23 protein-coding genes and 1 pseudogene are annotated in these 22,895 nt (G+C 72.5%); 10 read left to right on the forward strand and 14 right to left on the reverse strand.

Going from position 1 to position 22,895, the window contains the following annotated elements; translation table 11 throughout:
* The first annotated feature begins 14 nt into the window (after positions 1 to 14).
* Positions 15 to 2,720: a pyruvate dehydrogenase (acetyl-transferring), homodimeric type gene (gene aceE, locus ACIP98_RS05940; protein ID WP_319660594.1), complete on the forward strand. Its 2,706-nt coding sequence runs from the start codon at positions 15 to 17 to the stop codon at positions 2,718 to 2,720.
* 397 nt (positions 2,721 to 3,117) lie between these two features.
* On the opposite strand, the gene ACIP98_RS05945 is transcribed toward aceE, so the two are convergent.
* From ACIP98_RS05945 to ACIP98_RS05960, 4 genes are all read right to left on the reverse strand, one after another.
* A complete protein-coding gene (locus ACIP98_RS05945; protein ID WP_319660595.1) occupies positions 3,118 to 4,311 on the reverse strand; it encodes an alcohol dehydrogenase catalytic domain-containing protein in 1,194 nt (397 codons plus the stop codon).
* A gap of 77 nt (positions 4,312 to 4,388) precedes the next feature.
* The gene (locus ACIP98_RS05950; protein WP_319660596.1) at positions 4,389 to 4,580 is read right to left on the reverse strand and encodes a DJ-1/PfpI family protein; all 192 of its coding nucleotides are present in this window, start codon (positions 4,578 to 4,580) and stop codon (positions 4,389 to 4,391) included.
* 459 nt (positions 4,581 to 5,039) lie between these two features.
* A complete protein-coding gene (locus tag ACIP98_RS05955) occupies positions 5,040 to 5,231 on the reverse strand; it encodes a hypothetical protein (protein WP_319660597.1) in 192 nt (63 codons plus the stop codon).
* Positions 5,232 to 5,660: 429 nt separating this feature from the next.
* Positions 5,661 to 5,789, reverse strand: a complete 129-nt coding sequence (locus ACIP98_RS05960; protein WP_319660598.1) for a hypothetical protein — start codon at positions 5,787 to 5,789, stop codon at positions 5,661 to 5,663.
* 490 nt (positions 5,790 to 6,279) lie between these two features.
* Here ACIP98_RS05960 and ACIP98_RS05965 point away from each other — a divergent pair.
* The 3 genes and pseudogenes from ACIP98_RS05965 to ACIP98_RS05975 form a co-directional block, all read left to right on the forward strand.
* Positions 6,280 to 7,409 (forward strand): annotated as a pseudogene (locus ACIP98_RS05965) (MFS transporter); the annotation flags it as partial.
* Between the two features lie 135 nt (positions 7,410 to 7,544).
* On the forward strand, positions 7,545 to 7,922 hold the full coding sequence (locus tag ACIP98_RS05970; RefSeq protein ID WP_401973990.1) for a universal stress protein: 378 nt from the start codon (positions 7,545 to 7,547) through the stop codon (positions 7,920 to 7,922).
* 151 nt (positions 7,923 to 8,073) lie between these two features.
* The gene (locus ACIP98_RS05975; protein ID WP_319660601.1) at positions 8,074 to 9,600 is read left to right on the forward strand and encodes a glutamate synthase subunit beta; all 1,527 of its coding nucleotides are present in this window, start codon (positions 8,074 to 8,076) and stop codon (positions 9,598 to 9,600) included.
* Here the strand turns inward: ACIP98_RS05975 and ACIP98_RS05980 are convergent.
* The 4 genes from ACIP98_RS05980 to ACIP98_RS05995 are packed head-to-tail and all read right to left on the reverse strand — an operon-like array spanning position 9,569 to position 13,627.
* Positions 9,569 to 10,603, reverse strand: a complete 1,035-nt coding sequence (locus ACIP98_RS05980) for a Gfo/Idh/MocA family oxidoreductase (protein ID WP_319660602.1) — start codon at positions 10,601 to 10,603, stop codon at positions 9,569 to 9,571. The genes ACIP98_RS05975 and ACIP98_RS05980 overlap by 32 nt on opposite strands.
* Complete coding sequence (locus tag ACIP98_RS05985) at positions 10,600 to 11,604, reverse strand: Gfo/Idh/MocA family oxidoreductase (RefSeq protein WP_319660603.1); 1,005 nt, start codon at positions 11,602 to 11,604, stop codon at positions 10,600 to 10,602. The genes ACIP98_RS05980 and ACIP98_RS05985 overlap by 4 nt, the downstream gene beginning before the upstream one ends.
* 46 nt (positions 11,605 to 11,650) lie before the next feature.
* Positions 11,651 to 12,427 (reverse strand): SDR family oxidoreductase, encoded by a 777-nt coding sequence (locus ACIP98_RS05990; protein ID WP_319660604.1) that lies wholly within the window; start codon positions 12,425 to 12,427, stop codon positions 11,651 to 11,653.
* Positions 12,428 to 12,436: 9 nt separating this feature from the next.
* Positions 12,437 to 13,627: a phytanoyl-CoA dioxygenase family protein gene (locus ACIP98_RS05995; RefSeq protein WP_319660605.1), complete on the reverse strand. Its 1,191-nt coding sequence runs from the start codon at positions 13,625 to 13,627 to the stop codon at positions 12,437 to 12,439.
* Positions 13,628 to 13,727: 100 nt separating this feature from the next.
* Here ACIP98_RS05995 and ACIP98_RS06000 point away from each other — a divergent pair, with 100 nt between their 5' ends.
* Positions 13,728 to 14,768, forward strand: coding sequence for a LacI family DNA-binding transcriptional regulator (locus ACIP98_RS06000; protein WP_319660607.1), 1,041 nt, complete (start codon positions 13,728 to 13,730; stop codon positions 14,766 to 14,768).
* 29 nt (positions 14,769 to 14,797) lie between these two features.
* Here ACIP98_RS06000 and ACIP98_RS06005 read toward each other — a convergent pair whose 3' ends face one another.
* Positions 14,798 to 15,112, reverse strand: a complete 315-nt coding sequence (locus ACIP98_RS06005) for a hypothetical protein (RefSeq protein WP_319660608.1) — start codon at positions 15,110 to 15,112, stop codon at positions 14,798 to 14,800.
* Between the two features lie 149 nt (positions 15,113 to 15,261).
* Here ACIP98_RS06005 and ACIP98_RS06010 point away from each other — a divergent pair, with 149 nt between their 5' ends.
* Positions 15,262 to 15,834 carry an XRE family transcriptional regulator gene (locus ACIP98_RS06010; protein WP_319660609.1) on the forward strand — a complete coding sequence of 191 codons (573 nt, stop codon included), beginning with the start codon at positions 15,262 to 15,264 and terminating at the stop codon, positions 15,832 to 15,834.
* 14 nt (positions 15,835 to 15,848) lie between these two features.
* Positions 15,849 to 16,385 carry a GNAT family N-acetyltransferase gene (locus ACIP98_RS06015; RefSeq protein WP_319660610.1) on the forward strand — a complete coding sequence of 179 codons (537 nt, stop codon included), beginning with the start codon at positions 15,849 to 15,851 and terminating at the stop codon, positions 16,383 to 16,385.
* A gap of 4 nt (positions 16,386 to 16,389) precedes the next feature.
* On the opposite strand, the gene ACIP98_RS06020 is transcribed toward ACIP98_RS06015, so the two are convergent.
* Positions 16,390 to 16,617 carry a helix-turn-helix domain-containing protein gene (locus tag ACIP98_RS06020; protein ID WP_319660611.1) on the reverse strand — a complete coding sequence of 76 codons (228 nt, stop codon included), beginning with the start codon at positions 16,615 to 16,617 and terminating at the stop codon, positions 16,390 to 16,392.
* A gap of 126 nt (positions 16,618 to 16,743) precedes the next feature.
* Here ACIP98_RS06020 and ACIP98_RS06025 point away from each other — a divergent pair, with 126 nt between their 5' ends.
* From ACIP98_RS06025 to ACIP98_RS06035, 3 genes are read left to right on the forward strand one after another with little or no spacing between them, the layout of a single operon-like run.
* Complete coding sequence (locus ACIP98_RS06025) at positions 16,744 to 17,616, forward strand: aldo/keto reductase (protein ID WP_319660612.1); 873 nt, start codon at positions 16,744 to 16,746, stop codon at positions 17,614 to 17,616.
* A 28-nt stretch (positions 17,617 to 17,644) separates the two neighbouring features.
* Positions 17,645 to 18,493, forward strand: coding sequence for an oxidoreductase (locus tag ACIP98_RS06030; RefSeq protein WP_401973950.1), 849 nt, complete (start codon positions 17,645 to 17,647; stop codon positions 18,491 to 18,493).
* Positions 18,474 to 19,097 carry a TetR/AcrR family transcriptional regulator gene (locus ACIP98_RS06035; protein WP_319660613.1) on the forward strand — a complete coding sequence of 208 codons (624 nt, stop codon included), beginning with the start codon at positions 18,474 to 18,476 and terminating at the stop codon, positions 19,095 to 19,097. The genes ACIP98_RS06030 and ACIP98_RS06035 overlap by 20 nt, the downstream gene beginning before the upstream one ends.
* 65 nt (positions 19,098 to 19,162) lie before the next feature.
* Here ACIP98_RS06035 and ACIP98_RS06040 read toward each other — a convergent pair whose 3' ends face one another.
* From ACIP98_RS06040 to ACIP98_RS06055, 4 genes are read right to left on the reverse strand one after another with little or no spacing between them, the layout of a single operon-like run.
* Positions 19,163 to 19,579, reverse strand: coding sequence for a hypothetical protein (locus tag ACIP98_RS06040; protein WP_319660614.1), 417 nt, complete (start codon positions 19,577 to 19,579; stop codon positions 19,163 to 19,165).
* A gap of 30 nt (positions 19,580 to 19,609) precedes the next feature.
* A complete protein-coding gene (gene opcA / locus ACIP98_RS06045) occupies positions 19,610 to 20,605 on the reverse strand; it encodes a glucose-6-phosphate dehydrogenase assembly protein OpcA (RefSeq protein ID WP_319660615.1) in 996 nt (331 codons plus the stop codon).
* Positions 20,602 to 22,137 (reverse strand): glucose-6-phosphate dehydrogenase, encoded by a 1,536-nt coding sequence (zwf, locus tag ACIP98_RS06050; RefSeq protein ID WP_319660616.1) that lies wholly within the window; start codon positions 22,135 to 22,137, stop codon positions 20,602 to 20,604. The genes opcA and zwf overlap by 4 nt, the downstream gene beginning before the upstream one ends.
* Before the next feature lie 47 nt (positions 22,138 to 22,184).
* On the reverse strand, positions 22,185 to 22,598 hold the full coding sequence (locus tag ACIP98_RS06055; RefSeq protein ID WP_319660617.1) for an ankyrin repeat domain-containing protein: 414 nt from the start codon (positions 22,596 to 22,598) through the stop codon (positions 22,185 to 22,187).
* Positions 22,599 to 22,895: the final 297 nt, after the last annotated feature.

Below are 22,895 nucleotides of genomic sequence, written 5' to 3' on the forward strand. Positions count from 1 at the left end.
GAAGGCGGTCACCGATGACCGACGCCACGCCGAGCACACCCGCTCACCTGCCCGACCTTGACCCCGAGGAGACCGGCGAGTGGGCCGCCTCCCTGGACGCGGTCAGCCATGCCGCCGGTCCCCACCGCGCCGCCTACCTGATGCGGCGGACACTGGACCACGCCCGGGCCCAGGGGCTCGACGTGCCCAGTCCCCTGGAGACGGCGTACGTCAACACCATCGCGACCGCCGACGAGCCGGTGCTCCCGGGCGACGAGGAGATGGAGCGACGCATCGCCGGCTGGAACCGGTGGAACGCGGCGGCGATGGTGACCCGCGGCAGCCGCCTCGGCCTCGGCGGCCACATCGCGACCTTCGCCTCGGCGGCCTGGCTCTACGAGACGGGCTTCAACCACTTCTTCCACGGCAAGCAGGCACCGGGCTCCGCGCTGTCCGGCGACTCGCGGCCGGCCTCCGGCGACCAGCTCTACATCCAGGGCCACGCCTCGCCCGGGATCTACGCGCGCGCCTTCCTCGACGGCCGGCTCACCGAGGCCGACCTGGACCGCTTCCGTCAGGAGGCGGGCGGCAACGGCCTGCCCTCGTACCCGCACCCGCGCCGGCTGCCGTGGCTGTGGGAGTTCCCCACCGTCTCCATGGGGCTCGGCCCGCTGAGCGCCATCCATCAGGCGCGCTTCAACCGCTACCTGCACCACCGCGGCATCAAGGACACCTCGGCCTCCCACGTGTGGGCCTTCCTCGGTGACGGCGAGATGGACGAGCCCGAGTCGACCGCGGCCCTGGCGCTGGCCGGCCGCGAGGGGCTGGACAACCTCACCTTCGTCATCAACTGCAACCTCCAGCGGCTCGACGGCCCGGTGCGCGCCAACTTCAAGATCGTGCAGGAGCTGGAGGCCCAGTTCCGCGCGGCCGGCTGGAACGTCGTCAAGTCGCTGTGGGGCTCGGCCTGGGACGAGCTGTTCGCGCTCGACACCACCGGCGCCCTGGTGCGGCGGCTGCGGCAGGTCCCGGACGGCCAGTTCCAGACGTACGCCACCCGCGACGCCGGGTACATCCGCGAGCACTTCTTCGGCGCCGATCCGGCGCTGGTCGAGATGGCCCGCCTGCTGACCGACGCCAAGATCGCCGAGTGCTTCCACACCTCGCGCGGCGGCCACGAACCGCGCAAGGTGTACGCGGCCTACCGTGCCGCGGTCGAGCACAAGGGCGCTCCCACCGTGATCCTGGCGCAGACGGTGAAGGGCTGGACGCTCGGTCCGGGCTTCGAGTCGCGCAACGCCAACCACCAGATGAAGAAGCTGTCCGGTGAGCAGTTCCGCGCGATGCGGGACCTGCTGGAGCTGCCGATCCCGGACAGCGCCCTGGACACCGACCTGGTGCCCTACGTGCACCCGGGCGCGAACTCGCCCGAGGTGCGCTACCTCCAGGAGCGCCGCGCCGCCCTCGGTGGCCCGGCCCCGGCCCGTACCGTGCACCCCGTGGCACTGCCCGAGCAGCCGGCCAAGGCCTTCGAGGCCCTGAACAAGGGCTCCGGCGGCCAGGAGATCGCCACCACCATGGCCCTGGTCCGGCTGGTGAAGGATTTGATGCGGGACAAGGAGACCGGCCGCCGCTGGGTGCCGATCGTCCCCGACGAGGCGCGCACGTTCGGCATGGAGTCGCTCTTCCCGAGCGCGGGCATCTACTCACCGCTCGGCCAGACCTACGACCCGGTCGACCGCGACATGCTGATGTACTACAAGGAGGCCAAGGACGGCCAGGTCCTCAACGAGGGGATCACCGAGGCCGGTTCGATGGCCGAGTTCACGGCCGCGGCCACCGCGTACGCCACGCACGGCGAGCCGATGATCCCGCTGTACATCTTCTACTCGATGTTCGGCTGGCAGCGCACCGCCGACCAGATGTGGGCCCTGGGCGACCAGCTCGGCCGCGGCTTCCTGGTCGGCGCGACCGCCGGGCGCACCACCATGACCGGCGAGGGCCTGCAGCACGCGGACGGCCACTCCCACCTGATCGCCTCCACCAACCCGGCGGCGGTCGCCTACGACCCGGCGTTCGCGTACGAGGTGGGCGTGATCGTCCGCGACGGCCTGCGGCGCATGTTCGGGCCGGACGCCGAGGACGTCTTCTACTACCTCACGGTCTACAACGAGACCAAGACGCAGCCGCCGATGCCCGACGCCGCCGGTGTCGAGGAGGGCATCGTCGCCGGCCTGTACCGCTTCCGCGAGGCAGGCACCGCGGGGCTGGCCGCCGACGCGCCGCGCCTGCAACTGCTCGCGTCGGGCACCGCGGTCCACTGGGTGCTGGAGGCCCAGCGGCTGCTGGCCGCCGAGTGGGGCGTGGCGGCGGACGTCTGGTCGGCCACCTCCTGGACCGAACTGCGCCGCGGCGGTCTGGCGTACGACGCGGCCCGGCTGCGCGGTGAGGAACCGCCGCTGCCGCACGTCGCCCGGGTCCTGGAGGGCGCCCCCGGTCCGGTGCTCGCGGTGAGCGACTGGATGCGCGCGGTCCCGGACCAGATCAGCCAGTGGGTTCCGCAGGACTGGTACTCCCTCGGCACCGACGGTTTCGGCCTCTCCGACACCCGTGAGGCGGCCCGGCGCCACTTCGGCGTCGACCCGCAGTCGGTCGTCGTGGCGGCGCTCGCGGCGCTGGCGGCGCGCGGCGAGGTCAAGCGGGAGGCGGTCGAGGAGGCCCGCGAGCGGTACGGGCTGTAACACCCCTGCGGAAGCCCCCGTGCGCCCGGCGCGCACGGGGGCTTCCGCATGGACCGGTAGGTAGATCCGGCTTCGGAGTCGATCGCCCATTGTCGACGATCGTGCACTGCGTCCGGCCAGCACCCGCCGGGTTCGAGCCGATGTCGTAATTACGGGGCGTCAGGCACTGATTCCTCGCGTGCCCGATGATCTTTGTGTGATGTCGCGTCGTCGCCGGTGATCGTTGCCGTTCAAGCGGACACCGTCTGCGACATCACGCGTGGAATCTCAGTAACTCGCCGCCTCTCACGTTGCCGCACCGAGCAGGCTTGAGAGTGGGCAGTCCGTCGCTTCGTCTCGGGCGACGGCCTGCCCACTACGCCGTCGGTGAGTTCGCAGGGACGGATGAGGGCGGGCCTCAGGCGGGAATGAGGCCGTGGGGGTTGATGATGAACTTTTCGGGCACTCCCGTGTCGAAGGTCGCGTAGGCTTCGGGGGCGTCGTCGAGGCTGATCACCTTCGTGTTGAGCATGGCGCTCAAGTAGGGCATGCGGTCCCACAGGATCGCCATCATCAGCTCGCGGTTGTAGTGCATGATCGGTGCCTGCCCGGCGGAGATCCGCGGCGACTTGATCCATGCCTTGCCGAAGTCGATCGGGTACGTTCCCTCTTGCTCGGCCTTCGACTTGGCGAGCGGGTCGGGGCCGTAGACGCCGATGACTCCGGTGGCTCCGCCCGCCCGAGTGGCGTCGACCACCTGGTTGATGGCGTAGGCCGGGTCCATGTCCCCGCCCTCGCGGCCGATGCCGTGTGCCTCGGTGCCGACGTAGTCGACTGCGCAGTCGACCATGGGTTCGCCCAGGATGGCCTCGATCTGGTCGGTGAGTGCTGCGTCCTGCCTCAGGTCGATCGTCTCGCAGCCGTTCTTCTCCACCAGCTCCAAACGGTCCATGCTGTAGTCGCCGACGATGATGCAGGACGCCCCGAGGAGGCGCGCGGCTGCTGCACCGCAGCGGCCGACCGGGCCGGCGCCGGCGATGTACACGGTCGAGCCCGGCTTGGCCCCGGCCTCCATGAGACCGTGGAACGCGGTGGGCAGGATGTCCGAGAGCAGCGCCAGGTCACGGATCTTCGCCATGGCCTGGTCCCTGTCCGGGAAGCGCAGGAGCTGGAAGTCGGCGTACGGGACGAACAGGTACTCGGCCTGACCGCCGGTCCAGTCGCCCAGGTTGAAGCCGTACGCTCCGCAGGACACCTTGGGGTTCGTGGTCTCGCAGACGTCGGTCCGACGCGCCCTGCAGTTGCGGCATCGTCCGCATGCGACGTTGAACGGGACGGAGACGAGGTCGCCCTCGCTGAGGAACTCGACGTCGGGGCCGACCTCGATGACCTCCCCGGTCATCTCGTGCCCCATCACCATGCCCTGGGGCACCGGGAAGGACCCGCGGTAGATGTGCAGGTCGCTCCCGCAGATGTTGGTGGCGACGATTCTGAGGATGACTCCGTGCGGGGCCTTCTTCCCGTTCGGCATCTGAAGCTTCGGGAAGTCCAGGGACTCAACGCGCATGTCTTTCGGGTTCTGGAAGGTGACGGCGCGGTTGATGCTTGCCATGACGATCTCCTCTGCTGATCCACAGGGTCTTGGCCGTGGGAGTGCCGGATCTCATTTCGGTGGCTTGCGACTTCTCCCTATCGGGCGGGTTGCAGTGCGGCGGCGAAGCGTTCGCTGATCGCCTTGCAGAAGGCGGGGAGGTCCTGCGGGCCACGGCTGGAGATCACCTGGCGGTCGGTCACGACCTCCTCGTCGACGACCTCGGCGCCGGCGTTGCGCAGGTCAGTACGAATGCTGGGCCAAGAGGTGAGGCGGCGACCGCGCAGCACGCCAGCCTCCGCCAGTGTCCGAGGTCCGTGGCAGATGGTGGCAACGGCCTTCCCGGTCCACGAACTCCCTCACGTCACGAAGGTGACGGCGTCGGGATCGGTGCGCATCTGGTCGGGGTTCATGGTGCCGCCGGGCGGCAGGAGCGCCTCGTAGTCGCCCACGCGGGCGTCAGCGACCTTCTTGTCCACGGTCGGGCGTCAGCGACCTTCTTGTCCACGGTAAAGGTTCCGGCCGGCTCGATGTCCATCTGGCGCGCGTTGATCTCGCCGGTCCGGAGGGGAGGAGTTCGGCCTGCGCTCCAGCGCCCAGCAGTGCGCCGAGAGGCTCTTCGAGCTCGACGCGCTCAACGCCGTCCGTGGCCAGGATTGCGACCTTCCTGCCGTGCAGTTCGTTGGTCATGGTGCGTGGTTCCTTCCGGTGGTCGGCGGGGGACCGGTTCGGGTCCGCGCTGCCGCCGCTCAGCTGCCGTCGAGGTGGAGGAGGACCTTGGTCCAGCCGTCCTCGCGGTGGCCGAAGTGCTGGTAGGCCCGCGGCGCCTGCTCCAGCGACAGCTCCTGGGAGACGCTCCACGACGGCTTGGCCTTGCCCTGCTCGATCAGCCCGCACAGCTGACGGTTGTGCGCCTTGACATCGGCCTGGCACGTCCCCACGGTCTGGTGCGCACATCACCGTGGACGGAGTGCCGCACGGAAAGGCCTCACCACTCCCACTGTCCCACCCCCACAAGACATGTCAAAAGGGTCGAATCACCATGCATGGCCGGTGAGGCGCCGGAAAACCGGTAGGCGCTGAGGCATGCCCGGCCCACGCCAAACCACTACCGGTCACTTGGCCGTCGGCCCGTCGTCGCGCATCGGAAGGCACGATGCCCACGGGTACGCATTTCGACGTCGCCGTACTGGCGCGGGCCCGGCGGGTACGCGGCCGCCGTGCGTGCCTCCCGGCCGGGCCTGCACACCGCCGCCGTAGAGGCCAAGTACCGGGCAGCGTCTGCCTCAACGTCGACTGCATCCCGTCCAAAGCCCTGTGCGCACGCCGACGACCGGCAGGGCCCGCACGGAGCGAGAGGGCCAGCGGGATCACTCCCGGACGACGACGTTGCGCTTGCGCCTGACCGGCGCCGTGCCCGCATTGGAGGCGAACAGCTCGGGTGGATGGGCCCGGATGCGCTCGACGTCCTCGAAGACCGCACGCAGGTGGGTGCGCATAGCCGCTTGGCCGAGACCGTGAGCGTCGGCAGATCCTTCCGCGTCAACTCGACCACCGGGCGCCAGTCTCGCCGGGACTCGAACAGCCCCTCCTGCCCAGGGGTGGTCAAGCCCTCAGAGACAGGGCGGCATGGCATAGGTGGGGCCACGTCCGGGCGACGCAGGCTTAGCGGAAGCTGCCCCGGGACAGTGGGTGGGAGAACCGTGGGGTCGTCCCGCGTTGGGGCCGCGGCCGCGCGCATGTGTTCCACCCATTGCAGCCGCTCGCGCTGATCGGCGCCGGTACGGCCGGTGCGCCCGCCGTACGTCTTCAGGCGTTGGGCGTGAGTGGGAGCGAGGCCGCAGGAGAGGAGCATCAGCTGGCGGCTTCGTGGGCCGGCGCCTTCAGGGTCGGTGGCCCACGCGGCGTCGGCGTCGAGCCGGACAGCGTGCAGACATGCCCGGCACAGACGGCCGGGGTTGAGGTATCCCGTGTGACGGCAGCGCAGGGATACGGCCTGCTCAGGATGCTTCGCAGCCGAAGGCCGTCTTCGCGGTCGCCTTCGCCTGTGTGGTCTCGTTCATGGGGATCGGCCTGGTCGACCCGATCCTGCCCGCGATATCAAGCCAACTGGACGCCTCCCCCAGCCAGGTGACGCTGCTGTTCATCGGTTACCTGGTGGTCACCGCGGTCGCCATGCTGATCACCGGCTGGGTCTCCAGCCGGGTGGGGGCCGAGCGGACGCTGATCGCCGGCCTCGCCCTGATCGTGGTGTTCGCCGCGCTGGCCGGCGCGTCGGGGAGCATCGGCGGCATCGTCGGCTTCCGGGCCGGCTGGGACGTCGGCAACGCGCTGTTCATCGCCACCTCCCTGGGGGTGATCGTCGCGTCGGCGAGCGGCGGCTTCGTCGGCGCGATCACCCTCTACGAGAGCGCGCTGGGCGTCGGCATCGCGGTTGGCCCGCTGCTCGGCGGCGTGCTGGGTGAAGTGAGCCGGCGCGGGCCGTTCTCCGGTGTCGCGGTGCTGATGTCCCTCGCGCTGGTCGCCACCGTCGTGCTCGTCGAGCCGATGCAGCTGCCGGCCCGCAGGACCGGGCTGAGCGAGCCGCTGAAGGCGCTGCGCCACCGCGGTCTGCTGACGATGTCGCTCACCGCGCTCTGCTACAACGGGGCGTTCTTCACCGTGCTCGGCTACGCCCCGTTCCCGATGGGGCTCGGTGCCATCCAGCTCGGTCCGGTCTTCACCGGCTGGGGCGCCCTGGTCGCGCTCTTCGCCGTCTTCGGCGCGCCGCGGCCGCAGGCCCGCCTCGGCATCGCCAGGACGCTGTACGCCAACCTGGCGCCGTTCGCCCTGACCGTGCTGGCGATCGCGATCTGGACGGACAACCGGACCGTCCTGATCGTCTGCGTGACCGTCGCCGGTGGGACCGCAGCGTCGCCTCGGCCGCGTACGGCTTCGTCCGCTTCATCGGCGGCGGCCTGGCCCCCTTCGCCGCGGGCAAACTGGTGGAGGCCTTCGACATCCACCTGCCGTTCTGCATCGGCGCGGGCGCCCTGGTGCTGGGCATCGTCATCCTCTCCACGGCGCACGGCCTGCTGGGCCAGGCCGAACGGCTCCAGGCCGAGCAGGTCGCGCCGGACACGGCACCGAAGCCGGCCGTCGCCACCACCGCGCCGTCGCTGCTGCCGGTCGAGTACGACGCGGCCAAGGGCGCGATCGTCGCCGCGGTCGACGGTTCCTCCCACACAGAGCGGGTCGCCGAGGCCGCAGGCCGGCTGGCGGCGATCAACGGCCGCACCGTGTACGTCGTCCACGCCGAGGAGTCGGCCGTCTCCGGGGAGTCGGGCGCCGAGGGCGAGGACCTGGAGTCCGCCCGCACCGCGGTGCGCACCCACCTGGACCGGCTCGCCGCGCAGGGCGTCCCCGCGGTCGGGCACGTGCTGCGGCACGCCACCGGCCACGGCGAGATCGGGCGGCTCATCGCCGAGCACGCCGAGGCGGCGGGGGCGCGTGCCATCGTGATCGGCGCCCCGACGCACGGCGGGCTCTGCGCGCTGATGGACGCGAGCGCGGGACGGGAGCTGATGCGCCGCGCGACCTGCGACATCGTGCTGATCAACCCGCGGGCCGCGGAGGTGGGGGCCGCCGCCTGACCCCTCCCGCGACGGTCCGCGAGCCGGCCGCGTCCCCCACGCCATCGAAATCCGCACGAAGCGGACGTATGGTGGCCAGACGGTGCAGTTCGCCGGGGGACGCGGCCACCGTGCTCTTCATGATCGTCACGCAGGCACGCCGGAGGCGGCCATGGCGGACCCCAAGGGCTTTCTCACCACCCCTCGCCGTACTCCCGAACGGCGCCCGGTGGACGAACGGGTGCAGGACTGGCAGGAGGTGTACACGGGCCAGGGCCTGCTGCCGATCGTCTCCGCACAGGCGGGCCGGTGCATGGACTGCGGCATCCCGTTCTGCCACGCCGCCTGTCCGCTCGGGAACATGATCCCCGACTGGAACGACCTGGTCTTCCGCGAGGACTGGGTCGCGGCGTCCGATCGGCTGCACGCCACCAACAACTTCCCCGAGTTCACCGGCCGGCTCTGCCCGGCGCCCTGCGAGAGCGCCTGCGTCCTCACCATCAACGCCGACCCCGTCACGATCAAGAACGTGGAGGTGGCGATCGCCGACCGGGCCTGGGCCGAGGGGCTCGCCGTCCCGCTCCCGCCGGAGTGCCGCACCGGCCGCACCGTGGCGGTGGTCGGCTCGGGGCCCGCGGGGCTGGCCGCCGCGCAGCAGCTCACCCGGGCCGGGCACACGGTCACGGTGTACGAGCGGGACGACCGGCTGGGCGGCCTGCTCCGGTACGGGATACCGGAGTTCAAGATGGAGAAGCACCACCTGGACCGGCGGCTGCACCAGATGCGGGCCGAGGGCACCCGCTTTTGCACCGGCGCCGAGGTCGGCGGGGACCTCGACGCACACCGGGTGATCGCCGAGCACGACGCGGTGCTGCTCGCGGTGGGTGCCCGCGCCTGGCGGGAACTACCCGTCCCGGGGAGGGAGTTGGCGGGAATCCATCAGGCCATGGACTACCTGACGCTGGCCAACCGGGTGTGCGAGGGCGATCTCACCTCGTCCCCGATCAGCGCGCAGGGCAAGGACGTGGTGATCGTCGGCGGGGGCGACACCGGCGCGGACTGCCTGGGAACCGTGCTGCGCCAGCGCGCCGCCTCCGTCGTCCAGCTGGACATCAACCCCCTGCCCGGCTGGGACCGCCCCGAGCACGAGCCCTGGCCGGTGTACCCCCGGGTCTTCCGGATCTCCCCCGCGCACGAGGAGGCCCGGCTGCTGGGCCGCCGCGAGCACTGGGACACCGCCGAGCACGGCTGCGTCCCGCTGCCCGGCCCGCAGGGCGACATCCGGGTCTTCTCCGCCTCCACCTTCCGCTTCGAGGGGGACGACGACGGGCATGTCGCCTCCCTGCACCTCGTGGGCGTGGAGCCCTCCGGGCGGCGGCCGCGGGCCGGCACCGAACGCGTCGTCCCTGCCCAGCTCGTGCTGCTGGCCCTGGGGTTCTCGGGCCCCGAGCGGAACGAGGGCGTCGTCCCGCAGCTCGGCCTGGGACTCGACGCGCGCGGCCGGATCGCCCGCGACGCCGCATTCGCCACCACGGTGGAGAAGGTCTGGGTCGCGGGCGACGCCGGTCGCGGTCAGTCGCTGATCGTCTGGGCGATCGCCGAGGGCCGCTCGGCGGCGGCGGCCGTGGACCGCGCGCTGCGCGGCGCCACCTGCCTGCCGGCGCCGATCACGCCGACGGACCAGCCGCTGGTGGTGTGACGACGGTGCGCGGACGCGGTGCGAAGCCCGCCGCGCGGTAGGCGTCGTCGATCAGCCGCATCGACTCCACCGCGTCGTCGGCGTCGGTGGCCACCCGGGTGCCGTTCCGCACCAGGTCGGCGAAGGCCTCCAGCTGGTACGTGTACGAGGTGCGCCGGCCCAGCTCCTCCACGCGCTCGCCGTCGGGCGTCCGGACCAGCAGCCGGTCGTCGAGGTGCGGCAGGACGAAGTTGACCGCGGTCGCCTCGCCCCGGCTGCCGACGACACGCAGGCTCATGTCCTCCGCCTCCGACGCCATGTTGCAGCGCGCGGTGCCGGTGGCGCCGCCGGGGAAGACCAGGTCGGCCTCCAGCCACTCGTCCACCCCGGGCATGCCGGCGTGCTCGCCGCCTCGGGCGCCCGCCACGCGCGGCGCGCCGCCGCCCCACGGGGCGAGGGCGCGGTGCGCGTGCAGCGCGTAGCAGCCGAGGTCCATCACCGCTCCGCCGGCCAGCTCCAGCGACCAGCGGGGGTCGGAGTCCGGCGGGGCGGGGATGTTCACCGTGGCCTCCACCTGCCGCAGCTCGCCGAGCTCCCCGCTTTCCAGCAGCTCGTGCAGGCGGCGGATGACCGGGTGGTACAGGTTGTGGAACGCCTCCATGAAAGCGACGCCCGCCTTGGCGGCGGCGTCCCGGACCTCGATGGCCTCCTCCAGATTGCTGGCGGAGGGCTTCTCGGTCAGGACGTGCTTGCCCGCCGCGATGGCGGCCAGGTTCCACGGCCCGTGCAGGCCGTTGGCGAGCGGGTTGTAGATCGCCTCGATCTCGGGGTCGGCGAGCAGGTCGGCGTAGGAGTCGTGGACGCGCTCGACGCCGTGGGCGGCGGCGTACTCCTCGGCGCGGCCGCGGTCGCGGGCGGCGACGGCGACCAGGCGGTGGCCGGTGATGCGGGCGGGGTCGACGATGGCGCGCTCGGCGATGCGGGCGGCGCCGAGCACTCCGATGCGCAGGGGTTCGGTGCTCATGCGGTACGTACCTCTTCCATCCGTACGGGTCGGCGGTCGCGCAGTGACAGCGTGCAGGCTTCGGCGATCCAGCCCGCCTCGACCGCGTCCGCGACGCTACACGGCGACGGTCGGAGCCCCGCCACCACCTCGGTGAAAGCGGCGAGCTCGGCCCGGTAGGCAGCGCGGAAGCGGTCCATGAAGAAGTGGTGCGGGGGGCCCGCGGGGAAGCCGGCGCCCGGTTCGACGGAGCGCAGCGGCAGCCCGTCCTCCAGGCCCACCGCGATGCTGTCCCTGGTGCCGTGCAGCTCCATCCGGACGTCGTAACCGCGCGGGTTGTGGCGGCTGTTGGAGATCAGGACGAGCGTGCCGTCGTCGAGGGTGAGCACGGCCGCCGCGGTGTCGGCGTCACCGGCGGCGGCGATGTAGTCGGCGCCGCGGTTGCCGCCCGTCGCGTACACCTCGGTGACCTCGCGGCCGGTCACCCAGCGCACGATGTCGAAGTCGTGGACCGAGCAGTCCCGGAAGATGCCTCCGGAGACGGCCACATAGGCGGCCGGCGGCGGCTCGGGGTCGAGGGTGGTGGAGCGGACGGTGTGCAGAAGGCCGAGCTCACCTGCGGCGACGGCCTCCCGGGCGGCGGCGAAGCCCGCGTCGAAGCGCCGGTTGTAGCCGATCTGCACGGGCACGCCGCCGTCCTGGACGGCGCGCAGCACCCCGACGCTCTCCTCGATCGTGCGGGCGACCGGCTTCTCGCAGAAGACGGGCACCCCCGCCTCGACCGCGGCCAGGATGAGCCGGGGATGGGCGTCCGTCGCGGCGGCGACGACGATCCCGTCGACGCCCGAGGCGATCACGTCCTCGGGCGATGCGGCCACCTCGGCGCCGTACCGGGTGGCGGCGGCCTCGGCCGCGGCGCGGACCGGGTCGGTGACGACGAGGGACTCCACGACGGGCAGCGCGGCCAGGGTCTCCGCGTGGAGGGCCCCGATCCGGCCGAGGCCCATCAGGCCGATGCGCATGGGTGGTTGCTCCTCGGGGTTGCGGGCGGGTCGGATGGAGCGGGGGTCAGTCCAGGCCGCCGAGGACGTTCTGGTCCCAGTCCAGGACCGCGCCGGTGACCACGCCGCTGCGGTCGGACAGCAGCAGCACGACGAAGTCGGCGATCTCGTCGGCCTGTCCGAGCCGGCCCATCGGGAGCCGGCGGCCGGCCTCCTCGCGCCAGTCGTCACCCGCGCCGTGGAAGGCGCGCTGGGTGGCGTCCTCGCCCTCGGTGTCGGTCCAGCCGATGTTGAGCCCGTTGATCCGCACACGGTCCCAGCGGTGGGCGTGCGCCGCGTTGCGGGTGAGTCCGGCCAGGCCCGCCTTGGCCGCCACATAGGGGGCGAGGAAGGGCTGCCCGCCGTGGGCGGAGGAGGAGATCACGTTGACGATCGTGCCGGGCGCCGAACGGGCGACCATGTCGGCGACGGCGGCCTGCATCGCGAAGAACGGACCGCGCAGGTTGACCGCGACATGCGCGTCGAAGAGCTCCGGCGTGGTGTCGAGCAGGGTGCCGCGCGAGGTCAGCCCCGCGGCGTTGACCAGGCAGTCGATCCGGCCGTGGGCGGCCACCACGGCCTCGACGGCGCCGCGCGCCTGGCCGGGGTCGGCCAGGTCGCAACGCAGGTACGCGGCCTTGGCACCGGCGGCGGCCAGTTCTGCCGCCAGCTCCTCCCCCGGCCCGGGGCGGCGTCCGGTGACGGTCACGACGGCACCCTCGCGGGCGGCCGCCCGCGCGACGGCGGCGCCGACGCCCTGGCTGCCGCCGTTGATCAGGACGATCCTGTCCCGCAGCAGTCCCATGCGGGCCCCCTATCGGCTCGTACGGCGTTCGGCGGCGGCCCGCAGCGCGGCGCGCAGGATGTCCGGACTCCACTCCTCGCCGAGCGCGCGGCGCACCGTGTCGGCCTGCGAGGGCGGGGCGAGGCCGTCCACCGGCGGGTCGCGGTCGAGGTCGGTGGGGAAGGGGTAGCCCTCGGCGGTGGCCGCGATCACCGTGTCGAGCGCGGTGGCGGCGGCGCCGGCCGCCTTCATCCGCAGCAGTTCCGGGTACACGGCGTTCGTCATGGCCTCGCGGTCGACGGTCTCCATGGCCCGCCCGAAGGCGGAGGAGATCTGGAGCAGGTTGGCCATCCGCCGGATGTCCGCGGAGCGGTTGTGGCCGGCGGCGTGGAACAGCGCGGGGTTGAAGAAGACGGCGTCGCCCTTGGCCAGGGGCAGTTGCACGTGCCGCTCCTCGAAGTACGCCCGGAACTCCGGCAGCCGCCAGGCCAGGTAGCCCGGCTCGTACTTCTGCGAGTGCGGCAGGTAGAGAGTGGGCCCGCTCTCGACGGGCATGTCGCAGTGCGCGACGGCGCCCTGGAGGGTCAGCACGGGCGACAGGCGGTGGACGTGCGCGGGGAACCGGGCGGCGGCCTCGCCGGACAGGAAGCCGAGGTGGTAGTCGCGGTGCGCGGTCTGCGCGGCGCCACCGGGGTTCACCACGTTGATCTGCGAGGTGATCTGGTGGTCGGGGCCGAGCCAGGCGGTGGCGGCCAGGGCCACGGCCTCGTTGGCGTAGTACGCGGCGAAGACCGCGGGGGCGGCCACGGCCAGCTTCTCCATGGCGTTCCAGACCCGGTCGTTGGCGCCGGGCCGGGCGAAGTGGTCTCCGGCGCCGGTGCCGGCGGCACGCTGGTCGCGGATGAGGCCCTCGAAGGCCTCGGTGGCCCGGTCGAGGACGTCCGCGTCCGGGAAGGCCCCGCGGAGCACGACGATCCCTGGACCGTCCATCAGGGCCCGCGCCAGCTCGGCCTGGGCCTCGCGGCGGCCGTCCGGCGTGGCCGCCAGGGCGAGCAGCCGCTCGCTGTCGTACAGCGGGACGCCGTGCTCGACGGCCTCGGCGTGCGGGTGGTCGCGCGGATCGGTGGCCTGCTCGGTCAGCGCGCGCAGGGCGTCGAGGTCGCAGTCGTCCTCGGACAGCCACATCCGCGGTCCCGCGGCGGTGAGGGACGTGAAGGACATCGGGGGTCCTTTCGACGGGCGGGGATTTCCTGTCAGTCTAGGAACGGCAGTCCGTCAATCAACCGCAGAAACCCATCAAAAACCCTTCAGGAACGAGCCCATGGGCCACCCCTTCCCGATCCGCGAGATCGCCCGCCAGGCCGGTCTCAGCGAGGCCACCGTCGACCGCGTGCTCAACGGCCGTGGCGGGGTGCGCGAGAGCACGGCGCGCGAGGTCCACCAGGCCGTCGCCGACCTGCGGCGGCAGCACGCGCAGATTCGCCTGGGCGGCCGCACCTTCATGATCGACATCGTGATGCAGGCCCCGGAGCGCTTCTCCACGGCGGTGCGCGGCGCGCTGGAGGCCGAACTGCCGTCCCTGCGGCCCGCGGTGATGCGCTCGCGGTTCCACTTCCGGGAGTCCGGGCCGGTCGCGGGGCTGGTCGCCGTGCTGGACCGGATCGCCGAGCGCGGTTCGCAGGGCGTACTGCTCAAGGCGCCGGACGTGCCCGAGGTGACGGCCGCCGTCGGACGGCTCGCGGCGGCCGGCATCCCGGTGGTGACGCTGGTGACGGACCTCCCGGCGAGCGGGCGGCTGGCGTACGTCGGCATCGACAACCGGGCGGCGGGCGCCACCGCCGCCTACCTGGTCGGGCAGTGGCTGGGCGACCGGCCCGGCAATGTGCTGGTGACCATCAGCCGGGGCTTCTTCCGGGGCGAGGAGGAGCGCGAGATGGGGTTCCGCGCGACGCTGCGATCCCTGCGGCCGCAGCGCGCGCTGGTGGAGATCACCGACAGCGACGGGCTGGACGACACGCTGCGCGAGCTGGTGCTCGGCGCGCTGCGCCGCGACCCGGAGATCCGCGCGGTCTACTCGATCGGCGGCGGCAACGTCGCCACCGTGGAGGCCTTCGACGCCCTCGGCCGCGACTGCCGGGTCTTCGTCGCGCACGACCTCGACCACGACAACACGCGGCTGCTGCGCGAGGGCCGTCTGTCGGCGGTGCTCCACCACGACCTGCGCCAGGACATGCGGCACGCCTGCCAGATCGTCATGCAGGCGCACCGGGCGCTGCCGGGCGCCGCGCACGCGTGGCCCTCGCCCATCCAGGTCATCACCCCGTACAACACCCCCATGGGCTTCACGCGACCGGACCAATGACCCCGGGGAGGCGGTCGGCGCGCCGCGGATCAGGCGCCCGGGGCGATGCAGACCCTGGTGTGGAGCATGGGGGTGCCCTCGTCGGGGGTGCGCGTGTACGTGGTGACCACCGAGACCACCCGCACGTCGCGGTCGTGCACGGCGATGTCCTGACCGGCCGCCGGGATCGGGATCACCCCGCTGCAGCCCATGACGGCCAGCACCTCGTGACCGGCTCCGTCGGGCTGCTGCCAGGCGAACTCCATCGTGTGCCGCACGGGGGTGTCGTGGTAGATGCTCGCCCCGCGGGACAGCTCCTTCTCGCGGTCACTGATGTGCCGCAGCGCGGCAGGCATCTGGTCCATGGCGTCCGTCGTCCTCTCGTCCCGCGGTCCCACCGGTCACTGTCGGCGATTGTCGCCGACCGTGCGGGGGCGCGCCTGCCGAGCGATCCGGCACCCGGCTCCGGACCCCGCCCTGTCCTTTGTCCCGCATCCGGGATAGATTCCCGTATATGAGAGACATCGATCCAGACTCCGTCGACGCCCGGCTCGCCGCCCGCCTCGCCGCGCTGCGGGCGGAGCGGGGCTGGTCGCTGGAGGAGCTGGCCGCGCGCACCGGCATCAGCCGCTCCACGCTGTCCCGGCTCGAACGCGGCGAGATCAGCCCCACCGCCGCGCTCCTCGGCCGGCTCGGCGCGGCGTACGAACGCACCATGTCCCGGCTGCTGGCCGAGGTCGAGAGCGAGCCCGCGCAACTGGTGCGTGCCGCGGAGCAGCGGGTGTGGACCGACGGGCCCACCGGGTTCGTGCGCCGCTCCGTGTCACCGCCGCACCCCGGACTGCGCGCCGAGGTGATCGAGGGGGTGCTGCGGCCCGGCGCCGACATCGCGTACGAGCACCCGCCGGTGGCCGGCCTGGAGCACCACGTGTGGGTGCGCGAGGGCGCCCTGGAGGTCACCGTGCAGGACCGGGTCCATGACCTCGCCCCCGGCGACTGCCTCCGCTTCCGCCTGTGGGGCGCGTCCCGCTACCGCTGCGCGGGGCCGGAGTCCGCCCGCTACGCCGTCGTCGTCGTACTCCCCTGAAGGAGACCACCGCCATGGACGCGATCAGCCCGCTCTCCGCGGCGCAGTTGCGGGAAGCCACGCCCGGCCTGGCGGCGCTGCTGGCGGACGCCGTGGCCGGGGGCGCCTCGCTCGGCTTCCTCGCGCCCTTCGGCCGGGACGAGGCGCTGGAGTGGTGGCGGGGCAGGGCCGCCGCGGTCGCGGACGGCCGGCTGGCGGTCTGGGCGGCCCGGGACGCGGAAGGGCTGACCGGGACGGTGAGTCTCGCCCGGGAGGAGAAGGCGAACGGGCGGCACCGCGCGGAGGTCGTCAAGCTCATGGTGCACCGCAGGGCCCGCGGGCGGGGCCTCGGCCGCAGGCTGCTCGGCACAGCGGAACGGGCCGCGGCAGGCGGCGGCGCGACCCTGCTGCTGCTCGACACGGAGACCGGCAGCCCGGCCGACGCTCTGTACCGCTCGGCGGGCTGGACGTCCTACGGCGTCGTACCGGGCCACGCCACCGACCCGGCGGGGGTGCCGCGCCCGACGACGTTCTTCTTCAAGTCCCTCACGGACGCCGCGCACGGCGCCTGAGGCCTCAGGAGGCGGGGACGGCCAGCATCTTCTGGACGGCCTGGCGGCTCACCCCGAGGGCGCGGGCGATGTCGGACTGGGAGACGCCCTGCTCGAGGAGTCCCTGCATCAGCTCGCGCCGTTCGGCGGCGAAGCGGTTGGCGAGGCGGGCGTGGTGGACGGCCTGTGCCCGCGCCTCCCTGATGCGGTCGAAGGTGGGCTCGTACGCGGAAAGGTCCTTGGTGTCGGCCATGCCGCCACGATGACAACCCCCCGTTGTCAACGTCAACCCCCCGTTGTCATACGTCCGTCGGGGATGCGTCGCGGAACGCCGGGCACGGATCCATACTGTACGTATAGTTCGCACAGGAGGTTCCTCATGACATCGATCAGCGCGGACACCAGCGCCCGCGATTCCGGCACCTTCGCCATCGGCGGCGACCTGCCCGTGCACCGCCTGGGGTACGGCACCATGCAGCTCACCGGCGAAGGGGTCTGGGGCGACCCCCGCGACCCGGAGGAGGCCGTGCGCGTCCTGCGGCGCGCGGTGGAGCTCGGCGTCACGTTCATCGACACCGCGGACGCCTACGGGCCGTTCACCGCCGACCTGCTGCTGCGCAAGGCACTGCACCCCTACCCCGAGGACCTGGTGATCGCCACGAAGGTCGGGTTCGTGCGGACCGGTCCGGGCGGGTGGGTCCCGGTCGGCCGGCCCGCGTACCTGCGCCAGCAGGTGGAGCTCAACCTGCGCCACCTCGGCGTGGAGCGGATCGACCTGCTCCAGCTGCACCGCATCGACCCGGAGGTCCCCGTCGCCGACCAGGTCGGCGAGCTCGCCGCGCTCCAGCAGGAGGGCAAGATCCGGCACATCGGGCTCAGCGAGGTGAGCACCGGCGACATCGACGAGGCCGCGCGGACGGCGCGGATCGTGTCCGTGCAGAACCGCTTCAACCTGGCCGACCGCGCCGCCGAGGACGTGCTCGGGTACGCCGAGCGGCACGACATGGCCTTCATCCCGTGGTTCCCGCTCGCCACCGGCGAACTCGCCAAGCAGGGCGGTCCCCTGGAGCGGATCGCCGCCGAGCAGGGCGCGTCCCCCTCGCAGTTGGCGCTCGCGTGGCTGCTGAAGCGCTCGCCCAACATGCTGCCGATCCCGGGCACGTCCAGCGTGGGCCACCTGGAGGACAACATCGCGGCGGCCGGACTCACCCTGACCGAAGCGCAGTTCGACGCACTGACCGCGGCGGTCTGATCGCCGCGGCCGGAGAGGGCGGTCCACCATGAGCAGTTGGTTCATCACCGGCGCCTCCCGGGGCCTGGGTGCGGAGATCGCCCGCGCCGCCCTGGAGTCGGGACACGTCGTCGCGGCCACCGCGCGCGATCCGCGGGCGGTGACCGCGCTCTTCCCCGACGCGGGCGACGCACTCCTCGCGCTGCCGCTCGACGTCACCGACGAGCAGCAGGCGCGAACCGCCGTCGAGGCGGCGGCCAACCGGTTCGGCGGCATCGACGTCCTGGTCAACAACGCGGGCCGGGGCGTGCTCGGCGCGGTCGAGGAGGTCTCGGACGCGGCGGCCAGGGCGGTCTACGAGACCAATGTGTTCGGCACCCTCAATGTGCTGCGCGCGGCCCTGCCCGGAATGCGCGCCCGCCGCTCGGGCCACATCGTCAACATCAGTTCCGTGGGCGGCTTCACCGGCACGCCCGGCTGGGGCGTCTACGCCTCCACGAAGTTCGCCGTGGAGGGCCTGTCCGAGGCGCTCGCCGGTGAGGTCGGGCCGTTGGGCATCCAGGTGACCATCGTGGAACCGGGCCGTTTCCGGACGGACTTCCTCGACAGCTCAAGCCTGCACACCGAGGCGAACCTGATCGAGGACTACGCGCCCACCGCCGGCGGCACACGGGACACGGCCCCGGAGCACAACCACGCCCAGCCCGGCGACCCCGTCAAGGCCGCCCGCGTCATCGTCGGCCTGGGGGGCAGCGACAAGGCGCCGCTGCGCCTGCAGTTGGGGCCGGACAGCGTCGAACGGATCGAGGCCAAGCTGCACTCGATGGCGGACGAGCTGGAACGGTGGCGCTCGGTGGCCACCAGTACGGACTACGACGATGTCGCTGCCACCGGCTGAGCCGCACCCCCACCCCGCCGTCCCCGCCCCCTCGCTGCATCCGCGCAGCGTGCGGGCGCGGGAGGCGGTCCTGGCCGCGGCCGCCGACCTGCTCGCCGAGGGCGGGCTGGCGGCCGCCACGGTCGACGCGGTCAGCGCCCGGTCGGGCGTCAGCAAGATGACCATCTACAAGCACTGGCCCTCGCGCACCGCGGTCGCCGCCGAGGCCTTCGGCCGGCGGATGGCGGACGCGATCCCGCTGCCCGACAGCGGCGACGCGGTGACCGATCTGCGCGAACAGGTCCGCCGCGTCAGCGGGTTCTTCTCCGGCGACAGCGGCAGGGTCTTCCGCCAGCTGCTGGCCGCCTGCGCCACCGACGCCGGCGGGGCTCCCTATTTCCGCACCTACTTCCTGCAGGCACGGCGCGAGGCCGTCGCCGAGTTGTGGGACCGCCTCGTCGCCGAGGGCAGGGCCCGGCCCGGGGTCACCGCGGGCACCGCGACCGATCTGCTCTTCGGGCCGCTCGTCTTCCGCCTGATGACAGGTCACGCCCCGCTCGACGAGGAACAGGCCGGGGCCGTCGCCCTCGCGGCGCTGCACGGACTGCTCGCGGACGGCGCCTGAGACGGCCCGAAGGCGGGCGTACCGGCGGGCGCACCGTCGTGCGCCGGGGGCGTGTCAGCGCGCGGTCAGCGCCCTGTCAGCGGGGAAGGGCAGCCTTCGGTCATGGACACCATGACCGGGAACCGGATCCGCCGCCGCCGACGCCCGGAGTCCGCCCCCTCCGCCGCCGACGCCGCCCCCGCCTCCGACACCGGCTCCGCGTCGGGCACGCCGGCCGCGTTCGCCCGTTTCACGCTGTGCGGCGGAGGTGTGGGGCTGGTCTCCTCATGGGTGCTGGTCGTGTTGTCGGGGCCGGTGGACTTCGCCGTGGCCAACGCGCTGGTGACCGTGGTCTCGACCGTGCTGGCGACGGAACTGCACGCGCGGTTCACCTTCAGGAGCGGGCGCGCCGGGTGGCGGGCACACACGCAGTCGGCGCTGACGGTCGTGGTGTGCTGGCTGTTCACCACGGCCGCGATGCTCGCGCTTGCGGCGGTGTGCACGGCACCCGGCGTGCTCGTGCGGCAGTCGGTCTACTTGGCGGCCTCCGGTGCTGCCGGGGTCGCGCGCTTCGCGGTGCTGCGGGCGGTGGTCTTCGCGCGGCGCGGCGGCTCGGCGGCCTCGGTGTGGCGCAGGGCCGAGGCGTACATCTCGTCCGGGTCGAGGCGGCGCAGTTCCTCGGCGATGAGCTCGGCCGTGGTGCGCACCTTCAGCGCGAGGTGCCGACTCGGCTGCCCGGGGATGGACAGGGTCGCCAGCGGGCCCTCGGGGCGGTCGATGTGGATCTCGCCGTCGGCGGTGCGCAGGCGCACCGCCGTGACCACCGGTCCGTCGGTGACGACCCGGTCGACCGGCACCCGCAGGCGGTTGCCGAGCCAGCGCGCGAGGAGTTCGGCGCTGGGGTTGTCCGCCTCGCTCTCCACGGCGGCGGACGTGACGGTGGCGCGGGCCTGGTCGAGCGCGGCGGCCAGCATGGACCGCCAGGGCGTCAGCCGGGTCCAGGACAGGTCCGTGTCCCCGGGGGCGTAGGAGGCCGCGCGGGCGTCGATCTGCTGCAGCGGCCGCTCCACGGCGTAGGCGTCGGTGATGCGGCGCTGCGCCAGCGCGCCGAGCGCGTCCTCGGCCGGGTGGTCGGGGGCGTCGACCGGCCACCAGACCACGACCGGCGCGTCGGGCAGCAGCAGCGGCAGCACCACGCTGTGGGCGTGGTCGGCGAGTTCGCCGTGCAGCCGCAGCAGCACGGTCTCGCCGGTTCCGGTCTCGCCGCCGACCCGCACCTCGGCGTCCAGGCGGGCGCTCTTGCGCTCGCGCGCGGAGCGTCCGGGCCGCTTGATGACGACCAGGATGCGCGACGGGTGCTCGCGCGACGCGTCCGAGGCGGACTTGAGCGCGTCGTAGTGGTTGCCCTCGTCGGTGACGATGACGAGGGTCAGCACCATGCCGACGGCCGGGCTGCCCACACTCCTGCGGGCCCGCACCAGCGCCGAGTTGATCTTTGCCGAGGTGGTGTTGGTGAGGTCGATGTTCATGGCCGGCGCCAGCTCCTGCCGTCTCGTGCGAGCATCTCGTCCGCCGCGACGGGACCCCAGGTCCCGGCGGTGTACTGCTCGGGCTTGCCGTGCTGATCCCAGTACTGCTCGACGGGGTCGAGGATGCGCCAGGACTCCTCCACCTCCTGCGGGCGGGGGAAGAGGTTCGCGTCGCCGAGCAGCACGTCCAGGATGAGCCGCTCGTACGCCTCCGGGCTGGACTCGGTGAAGGACTCGCCGTAGGCGAAGTCCATCGACACGTCCCGGATCTCCATCGAGGTGCCCGGCACCTTCGAACCGAACCGCACGGTCACACCCTCGTCCGGCTGGACGCGGATGACCAGGGCGTTCTGCCCCAGCTCCTGGGTGTCGGTACGGCTGAAGGGCAGGTGCGGGGCGCGCTGGAAGACCACCGCGATCTCCGTGACCCGCCGGCCGAGCCGCTTGCCGGTGCGCAGGTAGAAGGGCACGCCCGCCCAGCGGCGGTTGTCGATCTGCAGCTTGATCGCGGCGTAGGTGTCGGTCTTGGACTTGGGGTCGATGCCCTCCTCCTCCAGGTAGCCGGGCACCTCCTCGCCGCCCTGCCAGCCGTGCGCGTACTGCCCGCGCACCGTGTGCTTGCCCAGATCGTCCGGGAGCCGGACGGCCTGCAGCACCTTGAGCTTCTCCCGCAGGAGGGCCTTGGCGTCGAACCCCGCGGGCTCCTCCATCGTGGTGAGCGCCAGGAGTTGCAGCAGGTGGTTCTGGATGACGTCGCGCGCCGCGCCGATCCCGTCGTAGTAGCCCGCACGACCGCCGATGCCGATGTCCTCGGCCATGGTGATCTGCACGTGGTCGACGAACGAGCGGTTCCACAGCGGCTCGAACATCGTGTTGGCGAAGCGCAGCGCCAGGATGTTCTGGACCGTCTCCTTGCCCAGGTAGTGGTCGATCCGGAACACCTGGGAGGGCGGGAAGACCTCGTGGACCACGCGGTTGAGCTCCTGCGCGCTGGCCAGGTCGTGCCCGAAGGGCTTCTCGATGACCGCCCGGCGCCACGACCCCGCGGCGGCGTCGGCCAGGCCGTGCTTCTTCAACTGCTGCACGACCTGCGGGAAGAACTTCGGCGGCACGGAGAGGTAGAAGGCGAAGTTGCCGCTCGTGCCCCGGGCCCTGTCCAGCTCGTCCACGGTGACACGGAGCTTCTCGAACGCCTCGTCGTCGCCGAAGTCGCCCGGCACGAAGCGCATGCCGGCCGAGAGCTCCTGCCACACCTCGTCGCGGAAGGGGGTGCGCGCGTGCTCCTTGACGGCGTCGTGCACGACCTGGGCGAAGTCCTCGTCCGCCCAGTCGCGGCGGGCGAAGCCGAGCAGCGAGAAGCCCGGCGGCAGCAGCCCGCGGTTGGCGAGGTCGTACACGGCGGGCATCAGCTTCTTGCGGGACAGGTCACCGGTCACCCCGAAGATCACCAGGCCGGAGGGGCCCGCGATGCGGGGCAGCCGCCGGTCGGATGGATCGCGCAGCGGATTGATCCAGCTGTCGGTTTCCGTCATGGGTCCACTTCTCTTCGCGGTACGTCGGGTCGTCGCGGCGCGCGGCATCACGCGGCGCCGAAGAGTTCGAGCAGCTCGGTCTTGCCGAACATGCGGGCGGTGTCGATGGCGGACGGGGTGCCGGCGGCCGGGTCGGCCCCGGCGTCGAGCAGGGCGTGGACGACCTCGTCCTCACCCTTGAACACGGCACCGGCCAGCGGGGTCTGGCCGCGGTCGTTGGGACGGTCGGGGTCGGCGCCGCGCCGCAGCAGCGCGGTGACGGTGGCGGCGTGACCGTGGTAGGCGGCGAGCATCACGAGCGTGTCGCCCCGGTCGTTGGTGAGGTTCGCGGGCACACCGGCGTCCACGTAGGCCACCAGGGTCTCGGTTCCGCCCTGGCGGGCGAGGTCGAAGACCTTGGCCGCGAGCTGCAGCACCTCGGGGTCGTGCGCCGGTTCGGCCTGCGGGGTCGGCTCGCTCATCGTTCCTCACTCGAATGGACGGGGGACTGCGCGGGATCCGTGTGATCCACCTTATGCAGCGTCAACCACCTTCACACCCGCCGCATGCCCGGTTCCGGCCCGATCCGCCGGTGGGGACGGTACGAGAAGCCATGGCCGAACCCTGGCGGCGACGATCACTCGTTCGGGGGACTTCACTGCTCCGTCGGCGGGGCCTGCCACATGACACGCCGGGCGACCGGCAAGGATCACGCCGGAGAAACCGCCCCTGAGGGCTGATCAGGCGAATTTCTCCATAAATCACTCATTTGCCGGTTT

Origin of the sequence: Streptomyces sp. NPDC088354 (genome assembly GCF_044753585.1) — a bacterium.
GTDB lineage: Bacteria > Actinomycetota > Actinomycetes > Streptomycetales > Streptomycetaceae > Actinacidiphila.